General features: G+C 68.9%; 17 protein-coding genes, 1 tRNA gene and 3 pseudogenes. 17 read left to right on the forward strand and 4 right to left on the reverse strand.

Annotated elements, in window-relative coordinates; all coding sequences use genetic code 11:
• Positions 1-68 precede the first annotated feature (68 nt).
• From KIV56_RS16135 to KIV56_RS16180, 10 genes and pseudogenes are all read left to right on the forward strand, one after another.
• A complete protein-coding gene (locus tag KIV56_RS16135; RefSeq protein WP_281534232.1) occupies positions 69-1,163 on the forward strand; it encodes a hypothetical protein in 1,095 nt (364 codons plus the stop codon).
• Between the two features lie 34 nt (positions 1,164-1,197).
• The gene (locus tag KIV56_RS16140) at positions 1,198-1,380 is read left to right on the forward strand and encodes a hypothetical protein (protein ID WP_281534233.1); all 183 of its coding nucleotides are present in this window, start codon (positions 1,198-1,200) and stop codon (positions 1,378-1,380) included.
• Positions 1,358-2,275 carry a hypothetical protein gene (locus KIV56_RS16145; protein WP_281534234.1) on the forward strand — a complete coding sequence of 306 codons (918 nt, stop codon included), beginning with the start codon at positions 1,358-1,360 and terminating at the stop codon, positions 2,273-2,275. The genes KIV56_RS16140 and KIV56_RS16145 overlap by 23 nt, the downstream gene beginning before the upstream one ends.
• A 124-nt stretch (positions 2,276-2,399) precedes the next feature.
• Entirely contained in the window at positions 2,400-3,503 is a 1,104-nt protein-coding gene (locus KIV56_RS16150) for a WxL protein peptidoglycan domain-containing protein (RefSeq protein WP_281534235.1), read from the forward strand.
• A 165-nt stretch (positions 3,504-3,668) separates the two neighbouring features.
• A complete protein-coding gene (locus tag KIV56_RS16155; RefSeq protein WP_281534236.1) occupies positions 3,669-4,631 on the forward strand; it encodes a hypothetical protein in 963 nt (320 codons plus the stop codon).
• Positions 4,628-5,374 (forward strand): hypothetical protein, encoded by a 747-nt coding sequence (locus KIV56_RS16160; RefSeq protein WP_281534237.1) that lies wholly within the window; start codon positions 4,628-4,630, stop codon positions 5,372-5,374. Before KIV56_RS16155 ends, KIV56_RS16160 begins: the two co-directional genes overlap by 4 nt.
• The gene (locus KIV56_RS16165; protein WP_281534238.1) at positions 5,371-6,153 is read left to right on the forward strand and encodes a sortase; all 783 of its coding nucleotides are present in this window, start codon (positions 5,371-5,373) and stop codon (positions 6,151-6,153) included. The genes KIV56_RS16160 and KIV56_RS16165 overlap by 4 nt, the downstream gene beginning before the upstream one ends.
• Entirely contained in the window at positions 6,095-6,523 is a 429-nt protein-coding gene (locus KIV56_RS16170; protein WP_281534239.1) for a hypothetical protein, read from the forward strand. The genes KIV56_RS16165 and KIV56_RS16170 overlap by 59 nt, the downstream gene beginning before the upstream one ends.
• A gap of 263 nt (positions 6,524-6,786) precedes the next feature.
• Positions 6,787-7,569 (forward strand): phosphate ABC transporter ATP-binding protein, encoded by a 783-nt coding sequence (locus tag KIV56_RS16175; RefSeq protein ID WP_198413438.1) that lies wholly within the window; start codon positions 6,787-6,789, stop codon positions 7,567-7,569.
• Positions 7,570-7,754: 185 nt separating this feature from the next.
• Positions 7,755-8,165: pseudogene (locus KIV56_RS16180) on the forward strand (arsenate reductase ArsC).
• 91 nt (positions 8,166-8,256) lie between these two features.
• On the opposite strand, the gene arsA reads toward KIV56_RS16180, so the two are convergent.
• Genes arsA through arsD form a run of 3 tightly spaced genes read right to left on the reverse strand, consistent with a single transcriptional unit; the run spans position 8,257 to position 10,433 of the window.
• Entirely contained in the window at positions 8,257-9,822 is a 1,566-nt protein-coding gene (gene arsA / locus KIV56_RS16185; protein ID WP_281534240.1) for an arsenical pump-driving ATPase, read from the reverse strand.
• Positions 9,819-10,016, reverse strand: a complete 198-nt coding sequence (locus KIV56_RS16190; protein ID WP_281534241.1) for an ArsA-related P-loop ATPase — start codon at positions 10,014-10,016, stop codon at positions 9,819-9,821. Before KIV56_RS16190 ends, arsA begins: the two co-directional genes overlap by 4 nt.
• 9 nt (positions 10,017-10,025) lie before the next feature.
• Positions 10,026-10,433, reverse strand: a complete 408-nt coding sequence (gene arsD / locus KIV56_RS16195) for an arsenite efflux transporter metallochaperone ArsD (RefSeq protein ID WP_281534242.1) — start codon at positions 10,431-10,433, stop codon at positions 10,026-10,028.
• A gap of 91 nt (positions 10,434-10,524) precedes the next feature.
• Between arsD and KIV56_RS16200 the strand changes: the two genes are divergently transcribed.
• From KIV56_RS16200 to KIV56_RS16215, 4 genes are read left to right on the forward strand one after another with little or no spacing between them, the layout of a single operon-like run.
• Positions 10,525-10,875 carry an ArsR/SmtB family transcription factor gene (locus KIV56_RS16200; RefSeq protein WP_281534243.1) on the forward strand — a complete coding sequence of 117 codons (351 nt, stop codon included), beginning with the start codon at positions 10,525-10,527 and terminating at the stop codon, positions 10,873-10,875.
• On the forward strand, positions 10,872-11,633 hold the full coding sequence (locus KIV56_RS16205) for an aquaporin (protein WP_281534244.1): 762 nt from the start codon (positions 10,872-10,874) through the stop codon (positions 11,631-11,633). The genes KIV56_RS16200 and KIV56_RS16205 overlap by 4 nt, the downstream gene beginning before the upstream one ends.
• Positions 11,634-11,635: 2 nt before the next feature.
• Positions 11,636-12,412 carry an arsenite methyltransferase gene (gene arsM / locus KIV56_RS16210; RefSeq protein ID WP_281534245.1) on the forward strand — a complete coding sequence of 259 codons (777 nt, stop codon included), beginning with the start codon at positions 11,636-11,638 and terminating at the stop codon, positions 12,410-12,412.
• A gap of 47 nt (positions 12,413-12,459) precedes the next feature.
• A complete protein-coding gene (locus KIV56_RS16215) occupies positions 12,460-13,989 on the forward strand; it encodes a CYTH and CHAD domain-containing protein (RefSeq protein ID WP_281534246.1) in 1,530 nt (509 codons plus the stop codon).
• A 153-nt stretch (positions 13,990-14,142) separates the two neighbouring features.
• Here the strand turns inward: KIV56_RS16215 and KIV56_RS16220 are convergent, their stop codons facing one another.
• A complete protein-coding gene (locus KIV56_RS16220) occupies positions 14,143-14,634 on the reverse strand; it encodes a MarR family winged helix-turn-helix transcriptional regulator (RefSeq protein WP_281534247.1) in 492 nt (163 codons plus the stop codon).
• 125 nt (positions 14,635-14,759) lie between these two features.
• On the opposite strand from KIV56_RS16220, the gene KIV56_RS16225 reads away from it, so the two are divergent.
• The 3 genes and pseudogenes from KIV56_RS16225 (at position 14,760) to KIV56_RS16235 (ending at position 17,318) form a co-directional block, all read left to right on the forward strand.
• Positions 14,760-14,831, forward strand: a tRNA-Gln gene (locus KIV56_RS16225).
• Positions 14,832-14,913: 82 nt separating this feature from the next.
• Positions 14,914-16,339, forward strand: a pseudogene (gene glmU, locus KIV56_RS16230) (bifunctional UDP-N-acetylglucosamine diphosphorylase/glucosamine-1-phosphate N-acetyltransferase GlmU).
• Positions 16,340-17,318, forward strand: a pseudogene (locus KIV56_RS16235) (ribose-phosphate diphosphokinase).
• Positions 17,319-17,383: the final 65 nt, after the last annotated feature.

Here is a 17,383-nt window from a genome sequence, read left to right on the forward strand (position 1 = left end):
CAGGGCATCAGGAAAGACGTTCCCGCCCGGGTTCGTCTCATGCAGTACACCCGAAAGGCATCATCACAGTGATTTCGAAGAAGGCAATTGCGCTCTGCGCAACCGTCGGTGTCGCCCTCACCGGTTTCGCCATTGCGACGCCGGCCAACGCCGAGCCCGTCTCCAACAGCTACGTCGCCGTCGGATCGGACACCCTGGAGGACGTCGTCAGCTCGCTCGCCAACGGTTCCTCGCTTTCCGGCGCGGCAGTGCGTGCGACGACGGCGGCTGGCTCGTCCATCGGTTCCTTCGATGCGACCGGAACCATCTACATCACCACGAAATCCTCAGGCGTGCGTTTTGGACGCCCGAACGGTTCGGGCGACGGTCGCACGGCGCTCCTCCGCTCCATCGATGGCGCGGCATACACGTCTGGTACGGTCGGCGCGCCTGCCGCTGTCGTGATCAGCGGTCAGGTTGACATCGCGCGTTCCTCGGGCTCCGGCACCGTCGACGCCGCCGGAAGCCTGATTCAGGTTCCCTTCGGCCGTGACGCCATCGCCTACGCCTACGACAGTGGCTCTACAGCGACCGGCATCGACACGATCGACACCGCGACCATGACGAGCCTCTACACCTGCAGCGTCACCACCCTCGGCGGCGTCACGGTCACCCCGATCATCCCGCAGGCCGGTTCCGGCACGCGCAAGGACTTCATGTCCAAGATCGGCGTCACCGACGCCACTCTCGGTTCCTGTGTCCAGACCGGCCAGGAGCACGACGCGTCCAACCTCGGCGTCAACCAGATCATGCCGATGTCGGTCTCCCGTTGGGTCGCCATGAACACCGGTGCCAGCTACCCCAAGAAGAAGGACACCACGGTTCTCGGCTCGCTCGTTGCCGGCACCACCCCCGTCACCGGCACCGGCACCTCGATGGTCCCGAACGCCCCTTACTACGCTGACTCCCTCTGGGGCCGCGACACCTACCTCGTCGTGCAGTACGCGCGCGTCGACCCGACCAACGCCGCCTACGACGCCCAGCTGGCCGCACTGCTGGACCCGACCAAGGGCACAAGCCTCACCAACTCGCAGACCACTTTCGCTGCCAAGGCGGGCTCGCTGAAGAAGAAGTTCGGCATCCTCGCCCCGTCCACCACCACCGCTGTCCGCATCTCCAAGTAGCCCGACCTACTTTCAGAAAAGGTATAAGACACTCATGAAGCTCAACAACAAGATCCGCTTCGCCGCCGTCGGCGTCGTTTCCCTCGCCCTCGTCGCCGGTGCCTCCATGGTCGCCTCGGCTTCCGTCCAGACCAACGGATCCGCCGCCCCGGTCTATCTCTATGACACCAACGCGGCGCAGCTTTGCCGATGGTGTGACGCTCGGCTGGACCGATGACCTCATCGGCTCATCCGCTCAGGGCGATATCAACGGCGAATTTGCTTGCCCGGTCGGCACGACCGGCATCTTCTCGTTCCTCGCAGCACCGGGCACGGAGAACGTTCCGAACACCTGGAAGGCATTTGCTCCCCTCGGCTTCAACGGCACGAGCCTGAACGTGCTGAACCCGTTCCTGACGCCGTCCTCGATGATCAACGGAGCGCAGGGTGCAGTCAAGGCTGCCGGCGGTAACTACAGCCTCGGCCTCGCGTGCACCAACCTCAACGGTGTGGCGGTAACCGCCGGGTTCTACCGCTCGATCGTCGTCACGCCGGTGACCGGTGCCTTCACGGTTGCCGCTCAGGCGGATGTCGTCGTCACGCCGACCCCGACCCCGACCCCCACTGCGACGGCTCCGGCCGGCACGACCGGTACCGTCGCTCTCGCGCCGACCACCGCGAACGCCACCAACGGTGCACTCGCCCTCACGGTTCCGGCCGGCGCTGCGGCGACGTTCTCGGCTCCGTCGCTCGTGAACAACAAGTCGACCACGGTCGGTACCCTCGGTGCCGTCACGGTCAACGACGGCCGCGTCGTCTCCCGCAACGGCTGGGACCTGTCCGCGAACGTTGCGAACTTCGTCAACTCCACTGACGCGACCAGCACCATCAGCAAGGTGCAGCTCGGCCTCGCCCCGTCGGTCACCGTTGCCGGCACCTCCGCGACCGGCGTCACCGCCGCCGCAGCCCAGGTCGCCGGTTCGGCGTCCTACCCGGCCGCCTTCGCCTCCGGCGCGGCAGCCAACACGGTCGGCGACAGCGTTCTCAACGCCGGCCTGACCTTCGTCGCACCGCAGGAGAAGGCGGCCGGCACCTACACGTCGACGCTGACCCTCACGGTCGTCTCGAAGTAGTAACACAACCCGAGTAGAGGGGAGGGGCGGCGCCCGCGCCGTCCCTCCCTTTCCACGGCACCACCCCGCATTCCTCTCCACCCCCCAGATTTCGGATCCGCCCGCAGAAAAGAGAACGTCGATCGTGACTCCCCGCCACTCCCTCTCCCGCAGCATCGCACTCGGTGCCGCCGGAGTGCTGGTCACCCTCGGACTGACCCTCACCCTCGGGGTCGCGGGCGCCTGGGCCGCGGACGGCTCCGACGGCATCGCCGGCGCCCCGTCGTCCAACGGCGGCGTCGACCAGGACCGATCGCGTTTCACCTACCAGGTCGATCCGGGCCAGGTCATCGATGACGAATACCTCGTCGAAAACACTGGAACGACCACGCAGGCCGTCACGGTCTACGCCACGGATGCGTACAACGCCGACGACGGCACGTTCGCCCTCCTCGAGGGCAGCGAAGCCCCCAAGGACGCCGGCAGCTGGGTCACCTTCGAGAACGGCACCGGACGCGTCTCCGTCACCCTCGAACCGGGCGCCCAGCAGGTGCTCCCGTTCACCGTGAAGACCCCGGCCGATGCGAAGCCCGGTGACCACGCCGGCGGGATCGTCGTCTCGGCCCTCTCTCCGGCCGGACAGGTCTCGGTCGACCGGCGCGTCGCCATCCGCCTGTACGTGCGCGTCAAAGGCCTGCTGCAGCCGGCGCTGACGATCAGCAGCATCGAATCCAGCTACGAGGGCAGCATCAACCCCTTCGCCGGCGACACCAAGATCCGCGTCAGCCTGACCAACACCGGAAACGTGTCCCTCGGGGCCAACACGGTCTCGCAGGTCAAGGGCATCTTCGGCATCCCGCTCTCCGGGCCGACCGACCAAGAGATCTCGGAGATGCTGCCCGGGAGTTCCCGCACCGTGACGCTCACCGTCAGCGGTGTCGGCGCCTGGGTCTACCTCAACCCGCACGTCTCCCTCGCCGCCACCGTCGACGCCGACGCACTCAACGCCGGCGCCCTGCCCACCGCCGAACGCGACACGAGCCTCGTCGTGGTCCCGTGGGCCTTCCTGATCCTCCTGGTCCTCGCCGCTGTGACCTGGCTCATCGTGCGGCTCAGCCGCATGCGCGACTCGACCCGGGCCGCGGCCTGGATCGAATACACCGAGGCGGAAGCGCGCCGCAAGGCGCGCGAAGAGGCCCTCGTGAGCGCGGGCGCAGACGCACCCGCCGGTCACAACCCCACACCGTAACCACCGCACCGAAGCACGACTCGCTCCACTGCCCTGCAGCTTCACCCAGGCACCGCAGGCTCCACCGCACCAGGATCCATCGGGGAAGAACATGCCCACACCACCTGTCCGTTCGATGATCGTCAGGGGCGCCCTGGTCGCCCTCCTCGCGCTGGGGGAACGGCCGTGATGGCCGCCGGCGCGCAGGCCGATGACAACGGGGTCGTCGCCCTGACGGTCAGCGTCGCGGACCAGCTGCCCACCGGCCCCGTCGAGATCCACTGCACGCTCCCGGTCGGCGCCCGGGCGGATTCCTCGCCGGTGTTCATCACCATCCACGGCCTGAAGCCGTTCTCGCACGTGGAGGTCTGGGTGCACTCCACGCCCGTGCTGCTGGTGAGCGGCACGGCGGATGCCGCCGGCGACTTCTCCGGCAGCGGCACTCTTCCGGGCAACCTCGAGGCGGGTGGGCACACCATCGAGGTGGTGGGTGTGACGGGCGCCGGCGACCCGTTCAGTCAGGTGGCGGCATCCTTCGCCATCACCAACGCAGGCACGATCGGGTCGGCCACGACCGGCGACGCCAACGGCGTGCTGAGCCTGGTTGTGCCGTCGGCGGCCGTTGCGACCTTCAACGCCCCGGTGCTGGTCTCGAACCGGTCGACGACCAGCGGTGTGCTGGGCAGCTTCGCGGTCAGCGACGCCCGGGTGCTCACTCGGGAGGGCTGGACCGTCTCGGCCGACGTCGCCGACTTCGTCAACGCCGCGGACGGCAGCGCTATCGGCAAGACGCAGGCTCGGCCTCGCGCCGCGGCTCGTCAGCACCGAGGCGACGGGCGTCAGCCTGTTCGCCGCCCAGTCGGCAGGCACCGCGAGCTACCCGATGAACCTCGCCGCGGCTGCCCCGGCGAACCCGGTGGGCACGACCGTGCTCAATGCCGATCTCACCTTCGTCGCGCCGCCCGAGAAATCGGTCGGCACCTACCGGTCCACCCTGTCCCTCACGCTCGTCTCCCAGTAACCGGCCGGGCGCCGGCTCGGTCCGTCAAGCTCGCGCGGCTCGGAATGAGCGAGGCTCGGTTTCCCGCTTCGTTTCCCTCTCGTTTGCCCGCCCGTCAGCTCGCCGAAACCTCGAATGGACTAACTTGACTGTGCTCACATCCGCTCACGCGCGCCTGATTCTGGTCGTGGTCCTCATCGCGTTCGCGCCGGTGGCGGGCCTGGCCGGTCTCGCCACGAGCGCGCAGGCGGCGACGGACGACCCGAAGGGCGTGGGTATCAGCGTCGGCGTCGTCGGACCGTCGAGCCGGGCGACGACGACCCCGGCCGTCACGGCCCCCGTGAAGTCCCCGGCCGTGCCCGCAGTGACCCAGACGACGATCAAGGACACCGCCGCCGCCGCGACGGCGCTCGGTGCGAATCCCACGAAGATCGCCGGTGTCTTCTACGTGAGCGGCCTCACGACACACACCGATTCCGAGGCCGGGCCGGGCGGCGGCACCCTGGTCCTCGACTTCACGATGCGCAACATCACGGATGCCCCGATCACCTCGAGCCTGCGCTTCTGGCTCGACAACGCGGTCGACCTCCCCGTCGCCATCGTCGACAAGGTCAGCATCGACGGCCTCGCCCCCAACGAGACCCGCACCGTCTCGGCCACCATCCCGGACGTCGGCCAGTGGGCCTGGTTCAAGGGTCACGTCACCATGACGCCGCCCGCGGACATCGGCGGCACGGCGCTCTCACCCGTCACCCGGGACTCGTTCACCCTCATCCCGCCATACTTCGCCCTGATCGTCCTTGCGATCGCCGGCATCCTGTCCCTGATCCTGCGCTACGTGCTCCTCCTGTCGCGAACCGCTCCCGAACCCGTGGAAGAGGTGGCGTCATGACGACAGCCCGGCTGCCCCGTCGCCCGAAACTTCCGACCGCACCCAAGCCGCCGAAGATGCCACGGGGCTGGGCCCCGCCCGTAGCGAACGCCGCCGCGGCACCCACGCTGCAACCCGGTGCGGAGAAGGTGCCCGGCCCCCGGGACTGGTCACCGACCGACGAAGGCTCCGCCATCGCCGGTGGAGGCGGACTGCCCGGCACGCCGCCGAAGCGCGGGCGCCAGGGCAAGCCGCCCAGGCCGCCGAAGATCCCGACGCCGCCCCGGCGCAGCCCGGTTCCGCCGCGCCCTCCGGTCATCCTCACCCAGCGTGACCAGGTCATCCGCTCGGCGCTCGCGATCGTCGCCATCCTCATCTTCGGGTTCCTCGCCAACCTGACGGTGCTCGGGCAGCTGCAGCACATCGTGTCCCAGCAACAACTGACGAATACGTTCCGGTACGAGCTGTCCCAGGGCACCGCGCCGGTGAGCGAGGGCACCGTCGACAAGGTGCTGCTCACGGCCGGTACCCCCGTCGCGGTCCTCGACATCCCCTCGATCGACGTGCACGAGATCGTGGTCGAGGGCACCGATTCCGGAACCCTGCGCACCGGACCCGGCCACCGCCGCGACACCCCGCTCCCCGGCCAGTCCGGCATCAGCGTGCTCATGGGCCGGGCGGCGGCGTATGGCGGACCGTTCGCCCGGCTGCAGGAGCCTGCGGCCCGGCCAGCAGTTCACCGTGATCACCGGCCAGGGCGAACAGACGTTCTCCGTGCTCGGCCTGCGCTACGCCGGTGACCCGGCTCCCGCCACCCTCGGTGCGGGCAAGAGCCGGCTGATCCTCGAGAGCGCACGCGGCCCGGCCTACGTGCCGAGCGGTGTCGTGCGAGTGGATGCCGAGCTCGTCTCCGAGACGAAGCCGGCCGGCAAGCGGCAGACGACCTTCGCGACCCTGCCCCTGCAGGACAAGGAACTGGCCACCGACACCACCACGGTCTGGGCCCTCGTCTTCGCCCTGCAGTTCCTGCTGGTCATCGAACTCGCCGCCGTCTGGGCGTTCCGTCGGGTCGGCCTCCGCAAGACCTGGATCGTCTTCCTTCCGGTCGTCACCGTCGGGGGGCTCTTCGTGGCCGACCAGCTGGTGCGCCTCCTCCCGAACCTGCTGTAGTCCCGAACCTGCCGTAGTCCCGAAACTGCTGTAGAACAACGAAACGAGTGGTCATGACCGATCCAGTGCAGAACGACGAGCTCACGCAGGTGCTGCCGAAGGTGTTGGCGTCCGGCCAGCGCGGCCGGAAGGCCCGCCAGCCCGACCGCGCCGACGTGCAACCGAAGCCGCTCCGGGTCGGCGCCTTCACCGCGCCGTGGAAAAAGCGTCCCTCGAGCCTCGACCAGGTCGTCGCAGCGAGCTTCGCCCCGCCCGCGCGCGAGATCGCACCACTCGCAACCCTCGAGGGCCGCAACGTCTCCGCGTGGTTCGGCGAACGCCAGGTGCTCGACCGGGTCAACCTGACCATGCCCGCGGGGATCATCACCTCGCTGATCGGCCCGTCCGGCTGCGGCAAGTCCACGTTCCTGCGCATCCTGAACCGGATGCACGAACTCGTGCCGTCCGCGAGCCTCGCCGGCGAGGTGCTCCTCGACGGGGAGGACATCTACGACCCCGAACGCAAGCTCGTCGACGCCCGCAAGAGCATCGGCATGGTGTTCCAGAAACCCAACCCGTTCCCGGCCATGTCGATCTACGACAACGTCATCGCCGGGCTCACCCTCACCGGCAAGCGCGCCTCCAACGACGAGAAGGACTTCCTCGTCGAGAGCTGCCTGACCAAGGCCGGGCTCTGGAAAGAGGTGCGTGACCGGCTGCGCGCGCCCGGGTCCGGCCTCTCCGGCGGACAGCAGCAGCGACTGTGCATCGCCAGGTCGCTCGCGGTGACCCCGCGCATCCTCTTGATGGACGAACCGTGCTCGGCCCTCGACCCGACCTCGACGCGGGTGATCGAGGAGACCATGCTCGAACTCGCGCACGAGGTCACGATCGTGATCGTGACGCACAACATGCAGCAGGCCCAGCGGGTCTCACAGAACTGCGCGTTCTTCCTCGCCGCGCAGGGCACGCCCGGCGGCATCGTGGAGCACGGGCCGACCGACGCCATGTTCGGCAACCCGATCGACAGCCGCACCGCCGACTACGTCAACGGTCGTTTCGGCTAACCCCTGTCTCTAACGAATTCGACGGACTTTTTGGGTTTCTGGCGCGTTAGCGGGCCGATAAATCGGTTCAGAAGACAAAAACTCCGTCGAATTGGTTCGGGCGTCGGGAGAGAGTCGGCTTCGAGGGATTCCCGAAGCATAGATAAACGTCTATACTTTGAGGACATCGAGAGTTAGGAATCCCCGTGTCTGAGAAGCCCACCGTCCTGTTCGTCTGTATCCACAATGCCGGTCGCTCGCAGATGGCCGCCGGCTACATGCGCGCCCTCTCCGGCGGCGCCGTCGAGGTGCGCTCGGGGGGTCCGAGCCCGGAGACCAGATCAACCCGATGGCCATTGCCGCAATGAAGGAGGAGGGCATCGACATCTCCCAGGCCGTGCCCCAGCTGATGACCACCGAGCAGGTGCGCGAGTCGGACGTCGTCATCACCATGGGCTGCGGCGACGTCTGCCCGATCTTCCCCGGCAAGCGCTACGAGGACTGGGGAGCTCGTCGACCCCAAGGGCAAGAGCATCGACGAGGTGCGCCCGATCCGCGACGACATCAAGGCCCGTATCCAGGCCCTCCTCGCCGAGCTCCTCCCCGCCGCGCTCTAGTTCGACCACAGGGCGGATGCCGCCCCTGGGCCTGACCTTCGGGCCAGGGACGGTCAGACGGCCGGCTGGAGGCTGGGCGCTTCGAGTTCGGTCAGCGCGGCCAGCCTGTCCTGCCCGATGGGCTCCTCGGGCAGGAGGGGAACGATCGCGATCCGGTCCGCGATCCGGCGCACCCGGTCGATCTGTTCGACCTCGTGCGCCGCGCGCGGGCGCGCAGGAACGGTGACGTGGGGTGGGCCGCGGCCAGGGAAGCGTTGACCACCCACGCCCACGGCCGGATCCCGGCCCGCTCGAGGTCCTCCCGCAAGCCTTCGGCCTCGAGGACCGGGGTCGTCTCGGCGAGGGTCACAAGCACGACCTTGGTCAGCGCCGGGTCCTGCAGGCGCATCAGCGGTGTCGTGAACGGAAGCGAGTCGCCGATCTGCCGCGCCATTTCGCGGTGATAGGACCCGGTCGCATCCAGCAGGAGCAGCGTGTGCCCGGTCGGCGCGGTGTCGACGACGACGAACTTCCGGCGGGACTCGTGCACGACCCGGGAGAACTGCTGGAAGACGGCGACCTCCTCCGTGCAGGGGGAGAGGAGGTCCTCGGCGAGTGCCGCACGGCCCTCCGCGTCCAGGGCCTTGCCCTTGGTCGCCATCACGTGGTCGCGATACGTCTGTACGGCTTCGACCGGATCGATGCGGGATACCTCGAGACCGGGCACGCTGCCGTGCAGGGTCTCGGTGAGGTGCGCGGCCGGGTCGGTGGTGGTGAGGTGCACGGCGTGGCCGCGCTCGGCGAGAGCGACCGCGATGGCCGCGGCGATCGTGGTCTTGCCGACCCCGCCCTTGCCCATGCAGAGCACCAGGCCGTGGTCATCGCGTTCGATCGCGTCGACGAGGGCAGCGAGTGGCGCGTCGACGACGACGTCCCCGGGTTCCGTCGTCTCGCCGATCGCGCCGATCGCGCCGGGTTCGCCCGTCTCGGCGCTCGCCGCGAAGAGCGACTTCAATGCCGGGATCCCGACCATGTTGGCGGCCCTGAGTTCGAGCACGTCGAGCGGGAGGCCGGAGATCGCGGCGGGGAGGTCGGCGAGGGCGGCGCGCTCGCGGGCCCGGACGGCCCGGGTGAGGTCCTCCTCGCCTGCGGCCTCCGGCAGTACGCCGTTGACCACGACGAATCCTCCGTCGATCCCGATCTGGTTCAGTTCCCGGTAGGTGCGTTCGATTTCGGCGAGTGAGGAGGTCTGGGCGCGGGCCACGAGGACCAGGCGCGTGCGCGCTGGGTCGGTGAGGACCCCGACGGCGGCGGCGTACATCGACCGATGCTTGTCGAGCCCGGAGAGCGGGCCGAGGCAGGACGGGTCGCCCTTGCCGGCCTCGAGGAATTCGGTCCAGGATCCCGGCAGCTGCAGCAGGCGGATGGTGTGCCCGGTCGGGGCCGTGTCGAAGACGACGTGGTCGTACTGTCCGGAGACGGACTCGTCAGCAAGCAGGCTGGTGAACTCGTCGAACGAGGCGATCTCGGTCGTGCAGGAGCCGGATAGGCCCTCGATGATGCCGGCAAGTTCTTCCTCGGGCAGCAGGCCGCGCACGGGCGCGACGATGCGCTCGCGGTAGGCGGCTGCGGCCTCTTCCGGATCGATCTCCAGCGCGGAGAGGCCGGGGACGTTCACGAGGGGGTGACCGTGTTACCGATCCGCACCCCGAAGACCTGGCCCACGTTCGAGGCCGGGTCGGTGCTGACCAGGAGCACGCGCTTGCCGCGACCGACGAGGTCGAGGGCAGTCGCGCAGGCGACCGAGGTCTTGCCGACCCCGCCCTTGCCGGTGAAGAACAGGAAGCGGGGCGGGTCTTCGAGGAATCTCATCGGGACGGCTTAGCAGCAGCCCGAGACGCCGCCGCAGCATCCGCCCGATTTCTCGGTCTGACCGCGCTCGGTCAGCCCCAGCTCGGTGCGGACGGGTGCGACCGGTGCCGGGTCGCCGAGGCCGGCGAAGGCGAGCAGGTCGTCGCGGCTCGGATAGGCCCCCGTGGCGACGGTGACGCCGTCGACGACGGTCAGGGGGAGGCCTTTCGAGCCGACGGTGCGCATGAAGCCGAGGACCGTCTCGTCGGTGGTGAAGGCGGTCGGGTCGGTCGCGAGGTTGTGGCGCTCGATGTCCGCACCGAGGTCCTTCAGGCGGCGCACATCGGCCGTGACGGTGACGAGGGAGGCGTCGGAGTCGGGTCCGCACACGCCGGACTCGCAACACAGGGCCGGCTCGTAGATTCGAATGGCAGTCATGGGGTTCCTTGTCTCGCTATATCGATTTGTATCGATACTCCAGTATGAATCTCTATATCGATCTATGTCAATACGTCGCTATGCTGGTGCCATGTCGACAACCACCCTGCTTCCCCTCACCGACGTCAGCGCGTGCTGCGCGCCGCTGACCCGGGAACCGATCACCGCCACGCAAGCGGCCGGACTCGCGCGGTCGCTCAAGGCCATTGCCGACCCGACCCGGCTGCGGTTGATCTCGATCGTGGCCGCGTCGGAAGGCCAGGAGGCCTGCGCCTGCGACCTGACCGAGCCGGTCGGGCTGAGCCAGTCCACGGTCTCGCACCACCTGAAGGTGCTCACGGATGCCGGCTTCCTCAGCCGTCGGCAGGTGGGCACCTGGGCACATTTCGCCCTCGTGCCCGGCGCCCTGGACTCCGTCGCCCGACTGTTGACGACCGCATGAGTGCCGCATCGCCCGCCGTCCCGCCGACCACCTGGCAGCGCCGTGCGTTCGCGGAGTTCCTCGGCAGCGCCCTGCTCAGCGCGATCGTCATCGGGTCCGGCATCGCGGCATCCGCCCTGTCGCCGGGCGACGTGGGCCTGCAGCTGCTCGAGAACGCGACGGCGACCGCCCTGGGCCTGTATGTGCTGATCGTGGTGCTCGCACCCCTCAGCGGCGCGCACTTCAATCCGGTCGTCTCCCTCGTCGACGTCGCACTCGGATTTCGCCCCTGGCGCGACCTCGCGAGCTACCTGCCCGCCCAGGTCGCCGGCTGTGTCGCCGGCGCTGTGCTCGCAAACTCCATGTTCGGGCTGCCGGCCGTCGCACTCAGCGGCACGGATCGCCTGACGGGACCGCACCTGCTCGCCGAGGTCGTCGCGACGGCCGGTCTGGTGCTCGTGATCTTCGCCCTCGCCCGCTCCGGCCGTGGCCAGTTCGCCCCCGCCGCCGTGGCCGCCTACATCGGCTCCGCCTACTTCTTCACGAGTTCCACGAGCTTCGCCAACCCCGCCATCGCCATCGGGCGGATGTTCACGGACACCTTCGCGGGCATCGCCCCCGGATCCGTGCCCGGCTACGTGGGCGCCCAACTCCTCGGCGGCATCCTCGGGCTGGCGCTCGTACGCGTGCTCTATCCGCACCAGGGAACCACGGCGGCCGTCCGCTCGGACGTCGTCGCAGCATCCGCCACCGGGCGGGTATCAGAACGGGAGGCATGACCATGGATGACAGGGTCGACATGACGCAGAAGGCCGACATCACCGAGCTCGTCCGGGAGCGCTACGCCGCGGCGGCACTCCAGCTCACGGACGTGTCCGCTGCGTCGGGCTCCTGCTGCGTGCCCACCGATCTCGGCAACGGCGACGTGTTCGGGTCGATCCTCTACACCGGAGGCGAAAGCACCGAGATCCCCGAAGAGGCGCTGCTGGCGAGCCTCGGCTGCGGCAACCCGACGGCCGTCGCCGACCTGCGCCCCGGCGAAACCGTGCTCGACCTCGGCTCGGGAGGCGGCATCGACGTGCTCCTCTCCGCGCGCCGGGTCGGCCCCACCGGCTTCGCATACGGCCTCGACATGACCGACGAGATGCTCGCCCTCGCGAGGGCCAACGCGAGCAAGGCCGGCGCCACGAACGTCGAATTCGTCAAGGGCCGGATCGAGGACATCCCGCTGCCCGACGCCTCGATCGACGTCATCATCTCCAACTGCGTGATCAACCTCTCCGCCGACAAGGCCGCCGTCATCTCCGAAATGAATCGCGTCCTGAAGCCAGGCGGCCGTCTCGGCATCTCCGACGTGGTCGCCGAGGACCACCTGAGTGAGCAGGACCGCATCGAGCGCGGCAGCTTCGCCGGCTGCATCGCGGGGGCACTCTCCCGGCAGGAGTACTTCGACGCCCTGACGTCCGCCGGATTCACCGACATCAGCGTCGAGTACACCCACGAGGTTGCGTCCGAAATGCACGGTGCCATCGTCAAGGCGGTCAAGCCCGTGGCTTGACCGCGTGTGACGCGGGTCGGGAGTGGCCCGGGCGTACACTGTCGGGCATGAATGCCGTGGATTTTTCCGAGGTTGAACGCAAATACGACGTCGACGCGGCATCCGTTCTGCCCCCGCTCCAGGACCTGCCCGGTGTGACCTGGGTGGATGCCCCCGTCGAGCACTCCCTCGACGCCGTCTATTTCGACACGGCCGACCTCACCCTCGCGGCGCACCGGATCACGCTGCGGCGCCGCACCGGCGGTGACGACGCCGGCTGGCACCTGAAGCTCCCGTCCGGGGTCGACGGCCGCGGCCCCGACGAGCGCCGCGAGGTGCACGAGCCGCTCGGCAGCGACCCCGAGCTCGTGCCCGCCGGACTCCAGGATCGGGTACGCGTGCTCGTGCGCGACGGGGTGCTCGTGCCCGTCGTGCGGCTGCGCAATCACCGGATCGTGCACGTGCTGCGCGGCGAGACCGGTGCCGTGCTCGCCGAGGTCTGCGATGACAGCGTGCAGGCCGACCGCCTCGCCCCCGACCCGCTGCGCCAGGAGTGGCGGGAATGGGAGATCGAACTCGTCGAGGGAACCCCCGAGTTGCTCGACGCCGTCGCCGACGTCTTCGCCGCCGGGGGAGTCCGTCGGGCAGGCTACCCCTCGAAGCTCGGCCGCGCCCTCGGCGACCGCATCCCCGCAGACCCGCCTGCCCCACCGGCCCCGCCGAGCAAGTCGAGCACGACGGGGGCACTGCTGCTCGCCTACCTCGACGCCCAGATGCGGGTGCTCGTCCGCCAGGACCCGCTCGTGCGGCGCGACGACGCCGAGGCCGTGCACCAGATGCGGGTCGCGACCCGGCGGATGCGCTCGGTGCTGGCCACCTATCGCGACCTGCTCCCGAACGGGCTGGCCAACACCCTCGGGGACGAACTCCAGTGGATCGCCCGGGTGCTCGGCGCCGCCCGCGACAACGAGGTGCTGCACCACAACCTCGCCCGGTCGTTGTCCTCCGAACCGGCGAAGCTCGTGGTCGGGCACATCAAGCAACGCCTGGACACACACTTCGCGGCCGACCTCGCCGCGGCGCAGACCGCCGCGGAAACCGTCCTCGACAGTCCGCGCTACTTCCGGCTGCTCGACGCGCTCGACGCCGTCATTGCCGAACCGCCGTTCACCGCGCTCGCGAAGAAACCGGCGCGGACCGTGGTCCCTGGACTCGTCAAGCGTGACGGCGCCCGCCTGCGCAAGGCCGTTCGCGCTGCTCGCGTCGTGCCGCAAGGCCCCGACCACGACGCCGCGCTGCACGAGGTTCGCAAGATCGCCAAGCGCCTGCGGTACACGACGGAATCAGCGCTCGTCCTGCGTCCCAAGCGCGCCGCCAGGGTCGTCGCCGCTGCGCGCCTGGTGCAGGACATCCTCGGCGAGCACCACGACAGCGTCGTCGCGCGCGGAGTGTTGCTCACCCTCGGCATGCGCGCCTTCATCGACAACGAGAACTCCTTCACCTACGGCCGGTTGCACGCGACCGAACAGTTCCGCGGCGCACACCTCGAAAGCCGGTTCCGGTCTGCGTGGAAGAGCTTCCCCAAGTCCGCGCTCTAGCGTTGACAGGGCACGACTCCCGTCCGCAGGTTCCCGCCTGGTCCGCTGAGGTGTCGCATATCGAGGTTCGCGGGGCTCGTGAACCTCGATATGCGACACTTCACGGCGAGTGCAACCTCCGTCGCGTGCAACGTCCGGCGCGTGCGCGGGGGCTCAGTCGAAGTCGAGGCTGAGCTTGCGGAGCAGTGAGGCGAGGCGCTCGCGCTCGGCGGCCGTGAGCGTCGAGAGCAGTTCCGCCTCCGCGTCGACGAGGCGCGTGATGGCGGCATCGACCCGGATCAGCCCGTCGGGGTTCATCACGACGAAGATGCCGCGGCCGTCGTTGGGGTCGGTGCGCCGGGTGACGAGGCCGCGTTCGACGAGCCGGTCGATCCGGTTGGTCATCGTCCCGCTCGAGACGAGGGTCTGCTGCAGCAGCGCCTTGGGGCTGAGCTCGTATGGTGCGCCCTCGCGGCGGAGCGCCGACAGAACGTCGAACTCCCACGATTCCAGTTCGGAGCGGGAGAACGCGGTGCGCCTGGCCCGGTCGAGGTGCTTGGCGAGGCGACCGACCCGGCTGAGCACCTGCAACGGGGCGAAATCGAGGTCCGGCCGCTCGCGCAGCCAGGCATCCACGATGCGGTCTACTTCGTCATTGCCGGGCATCGTCCTATTATCCGGGCAGCCGGGGCATCCGTTCACACGGCTTGGCCCGTCGGCACGCCCGGCTGTGCGCCGCGCCCGATACTTCTGGCAGACTTATCAGCGTTGGTCGGCTACGGTCGGCGAATTCCGCCGTGGTGTAATGGCAGCACGACAGCCTTTGGAGCTGTTAGGTCCAGGTTCGAGTCCTGGCGGCGGAGCAGTAGATCATTTCCAGTGCTGCATTCCAGTGGCGCCCGCATCCGGTCCCCCCGGCCGGCAACACAGAAGCACGAGGACACCGTGACCGATTCCCGTCTCGCCATCGTCGTCCTGGCCGCAGGCCAGGGCACCCGGATGAAATCCGCGACTCCCAAATTGCTGCACCCCCTCGCCGGGCTGCCGATCCTCAGCCACGTGCTCGCGACGGCTGCCGCGCTCAATGCGGCGCACGTCGTGACCGTCGTGCGCCACGAGCGCGACCGGCTCGTCGAGATCGTCGAGGCCGACCTGCCCGAGAGCATCGTCGTCGACCAGGACGAGGTGCCTGGAACCGGCCGCGCCGTCGAGCAGGCCATCCTGGCCCTGCCCATCGACTTCGAGGGCGACGTGCTCGTCGTCAGCGGCGACGTGCCCCTCCTGAACGCGGCGACCCTCGCGAGCTTCATCACCGCGCACCGCGAACGCGACGTCGCGGCAACCGTGCTGTCCGCCTTCCCCGACGACTCCACCGGCTACGGCCGCATCGTGCGCGACGAAGCCGGAGCCTTCGACCGAATCGTGGAGCAGAAGGACGCCAGCCCGGAAGAACGCCTGATCGGGGAGACGAACGCCGGCGTGTACGTCTTCGGTATCGTCGAACTGCGTGAGCAGCTCGCCCGCATCACCACCGAGAACGCCCAGGGCGAGAAGTACCTCACCGACGTGATCGGCCTGCTGCGCCAGTCCGGCTCCGACGTGCGTGCCGTTCCGGTAGCGGATGCCTGGCTCGTCGCCGGCATCAACGACCGGGCCCAGCTCGCCGAGTCCGCACGGCAGGCTCAACGCGCTCATCGTGCGCGGCTGGCAGCTCGCCGGCGTGACGGTGCAGGACCCGGCGACGACCTGGATCGACCTCGCCGTGACGATCGCGCCCGACGTCACGATCAAGCCGGGCACCCAGATCCTCGGGGCGACGGTCATCGAGACCGGCGCCGTCGTCGGACCGGACACGACCCTGGTGGACTGCGAAATCGGCGCGAACGCCGAGGTGAAGCGCACGGACGCGACCCTCGCGGTGATCGGTGCCGGCGCATCCGTCGGCCCGTTCTCGTACCTGCGACCCGGAACCATTCTCGGCGCAGACGGCAAGATCGGCACCTTCGTCGAGACCAAGAACGCCGTCATCGGCGAGGGCAGCAAGGTGCCGCACCTGAGCTACGTCGGCGACGCGACGGTCGGCGTGCACTCCAACATCGGGGCGGGGACGATCTTCGCGAACTACAACGGCGTGACGAAATCGCCGAGCGTCGTGGGGTCGCATGTGCGCACCGGGTCGCACAACGTCTTCGTCGCGCCCGTTAGGATTGGGGACGGGGCTTACACCGGTGCCGGAACCATCGTTCGCAAGGACGTGCCGGCCGGAGCTTTGGCTCTCACCGTGGCCCCACAACGCAATATGGACGGCTGGGTTCAGACCAACCGCCCGGGAACCGACGCGGCGGAAGCCGCGGCTAAGAGCGGAGACTAGGTGCCTGGAATCAATGCCAGCGGCGAGAAACGACTTGTATTGGTTTCGGGGCGAGCACACCCGCAACTGGCACTGGACATCGCCAAGGAGCTCGGTACCGAACTCGTGCACACCGATGCCCGCACCTTCGCGAACGGCGAGATCTACGCCCGTTTCGACGAGAGCGTGCGCGGCAGCGACACCTTCGTGATCCAGTCGCACACCAACCCGATCAATGAATGGCTGATGGAACAGCTCATCATGGTCGACGCGCTCAAGCGGGCCTCCGCCAAGCGCATCACGGTTGTTGCGCCGTTCTACCCTTATGCCCGCCAGGACAAGAAGGGCCGCGGCCGCGAGCCGGTATCGGCCCGTCTCGTCGCCGACCTGTTCAAGGTCGCCGGCGCCGACCGCATTATGTCGATCGACCTGCACGCCGCCCAGATCCAGGGCTTCTTCGACGGGCCCGTCGACCACCTCTTCGCCATGCCGGTGCTGCTCGAGCACTTCCAGGAGAAGCTCGACCCCGCAACGCTCACCGTGGTGTCGCCCGACATGGGCCGCGTCCGCGTCGCGGACATCTGGAGCGACAAGCTCGGCGCCCCGCTGGCGATCATCCACAAGCGTCGCGACCCGCTGGTCCCGAACCGCGTCTCCGTGCACGAGATCGTCGGCCAGGTCTCCGGCCGCGTCTGCCTGCTCGTCGACGACATGATCGACACCGGCCGCACCATCGTCCTCGCCGCCGAGGCACTGCGTGCCGCCGGAGCGATCGGCGTGGTCGTCGCCGCGACCCACGCGGTGTTCAGCCACCCCGCGCTCGAGCCTGCTGCAGAACCCGGCGATCACCGAGGTCGTCGTCACCGACACCCTGCCGATCCCGCCGGAAAAGCGCTTCCCGACCCTGACCGTGCTGCCGATCGCCCCGCTCCTGGCCCGCGCGATCCACGAGGTCTTTGACGAGGGATCCGTCACCTCGATGTTCGAGGGCGCCGCGTAACCCACGCTGCCCCCACCGACGGATGCCCCGCTCACCCGAGCGGGGCATCCGTCGTTAAGGGAGCG

Source organism: Cryobacterium breve (assembly GCF_027594785.1).
In the GTDB taxonomy this organism is placed as follows: Bacteria; Actinomycetota; Actinomycetes; order Actinomycetales; family Microbacteriaceae; genus Cryobacterium; species Cryobacterium breve_A.

Coding starts and splice junctions, on each gene's coding strand:
- KIV56_RS16140 (WP_281534233.1), top strand. CDS start 1,198: ATGAAGCTCAACAACAAGATCCGCTTCGCCGCCGTCGGCGTCGTTTCC.
- KIV56_RS16165 (WP_281534238.1), top strand. CDS start 5,371: ATGACGACAGCCCGGCTGCCCCGTCGCCCGAAACTTCCGACCGCACCC.
- KIV56_RS16190 (WP_281534241.1), bottom strand. CDS start 10,016: ATGAGATTCCTCGAAGACCCGCCCCGCTTCCTGTTCTTCACCGGCAAG.
- arsD (WP_281534242.1), bottom strand. CDS start 10,433: ATGACTGCCATTCGAATCTACGAGCCGGCCCTGTGTTGCGAGTCCGGC.
- KIV56_RS16200 (WP_281534243.1), top strand. CDS start 10,525: ATGTCGACAACCACCCTGCTTCCCCTCACCGACGTCAGCGCGTGCTGC.
- KIV56_RS16205 (WP_281534244.1), top strand. CDS start 10,872: ATGAGTGCCGCATCGCCCGCCGTCCCGCCGACCACCTGGCAGCGCCGT.
- arsM (WP_281534245.1), top strand. CDS start 11,636: ATGGATGACAGGGTCGACATGACGCAGAAGGCCGACATCACCGAGCTC.
- KIV56_RS16215 (WP_281534246.1), top strand. CDS start 12,460: ATGAATGCCGTGGATTTTTCCGAGGTTGAACGCAAATACGACGTCGAC.
- KIV56_RS16220 (WP_281534247.1), bottom strand. CDS start 14,634: ATGCCCGGCAATGACGAAGTAGACCGCATCGTGGATGCCTGGCTGCGC.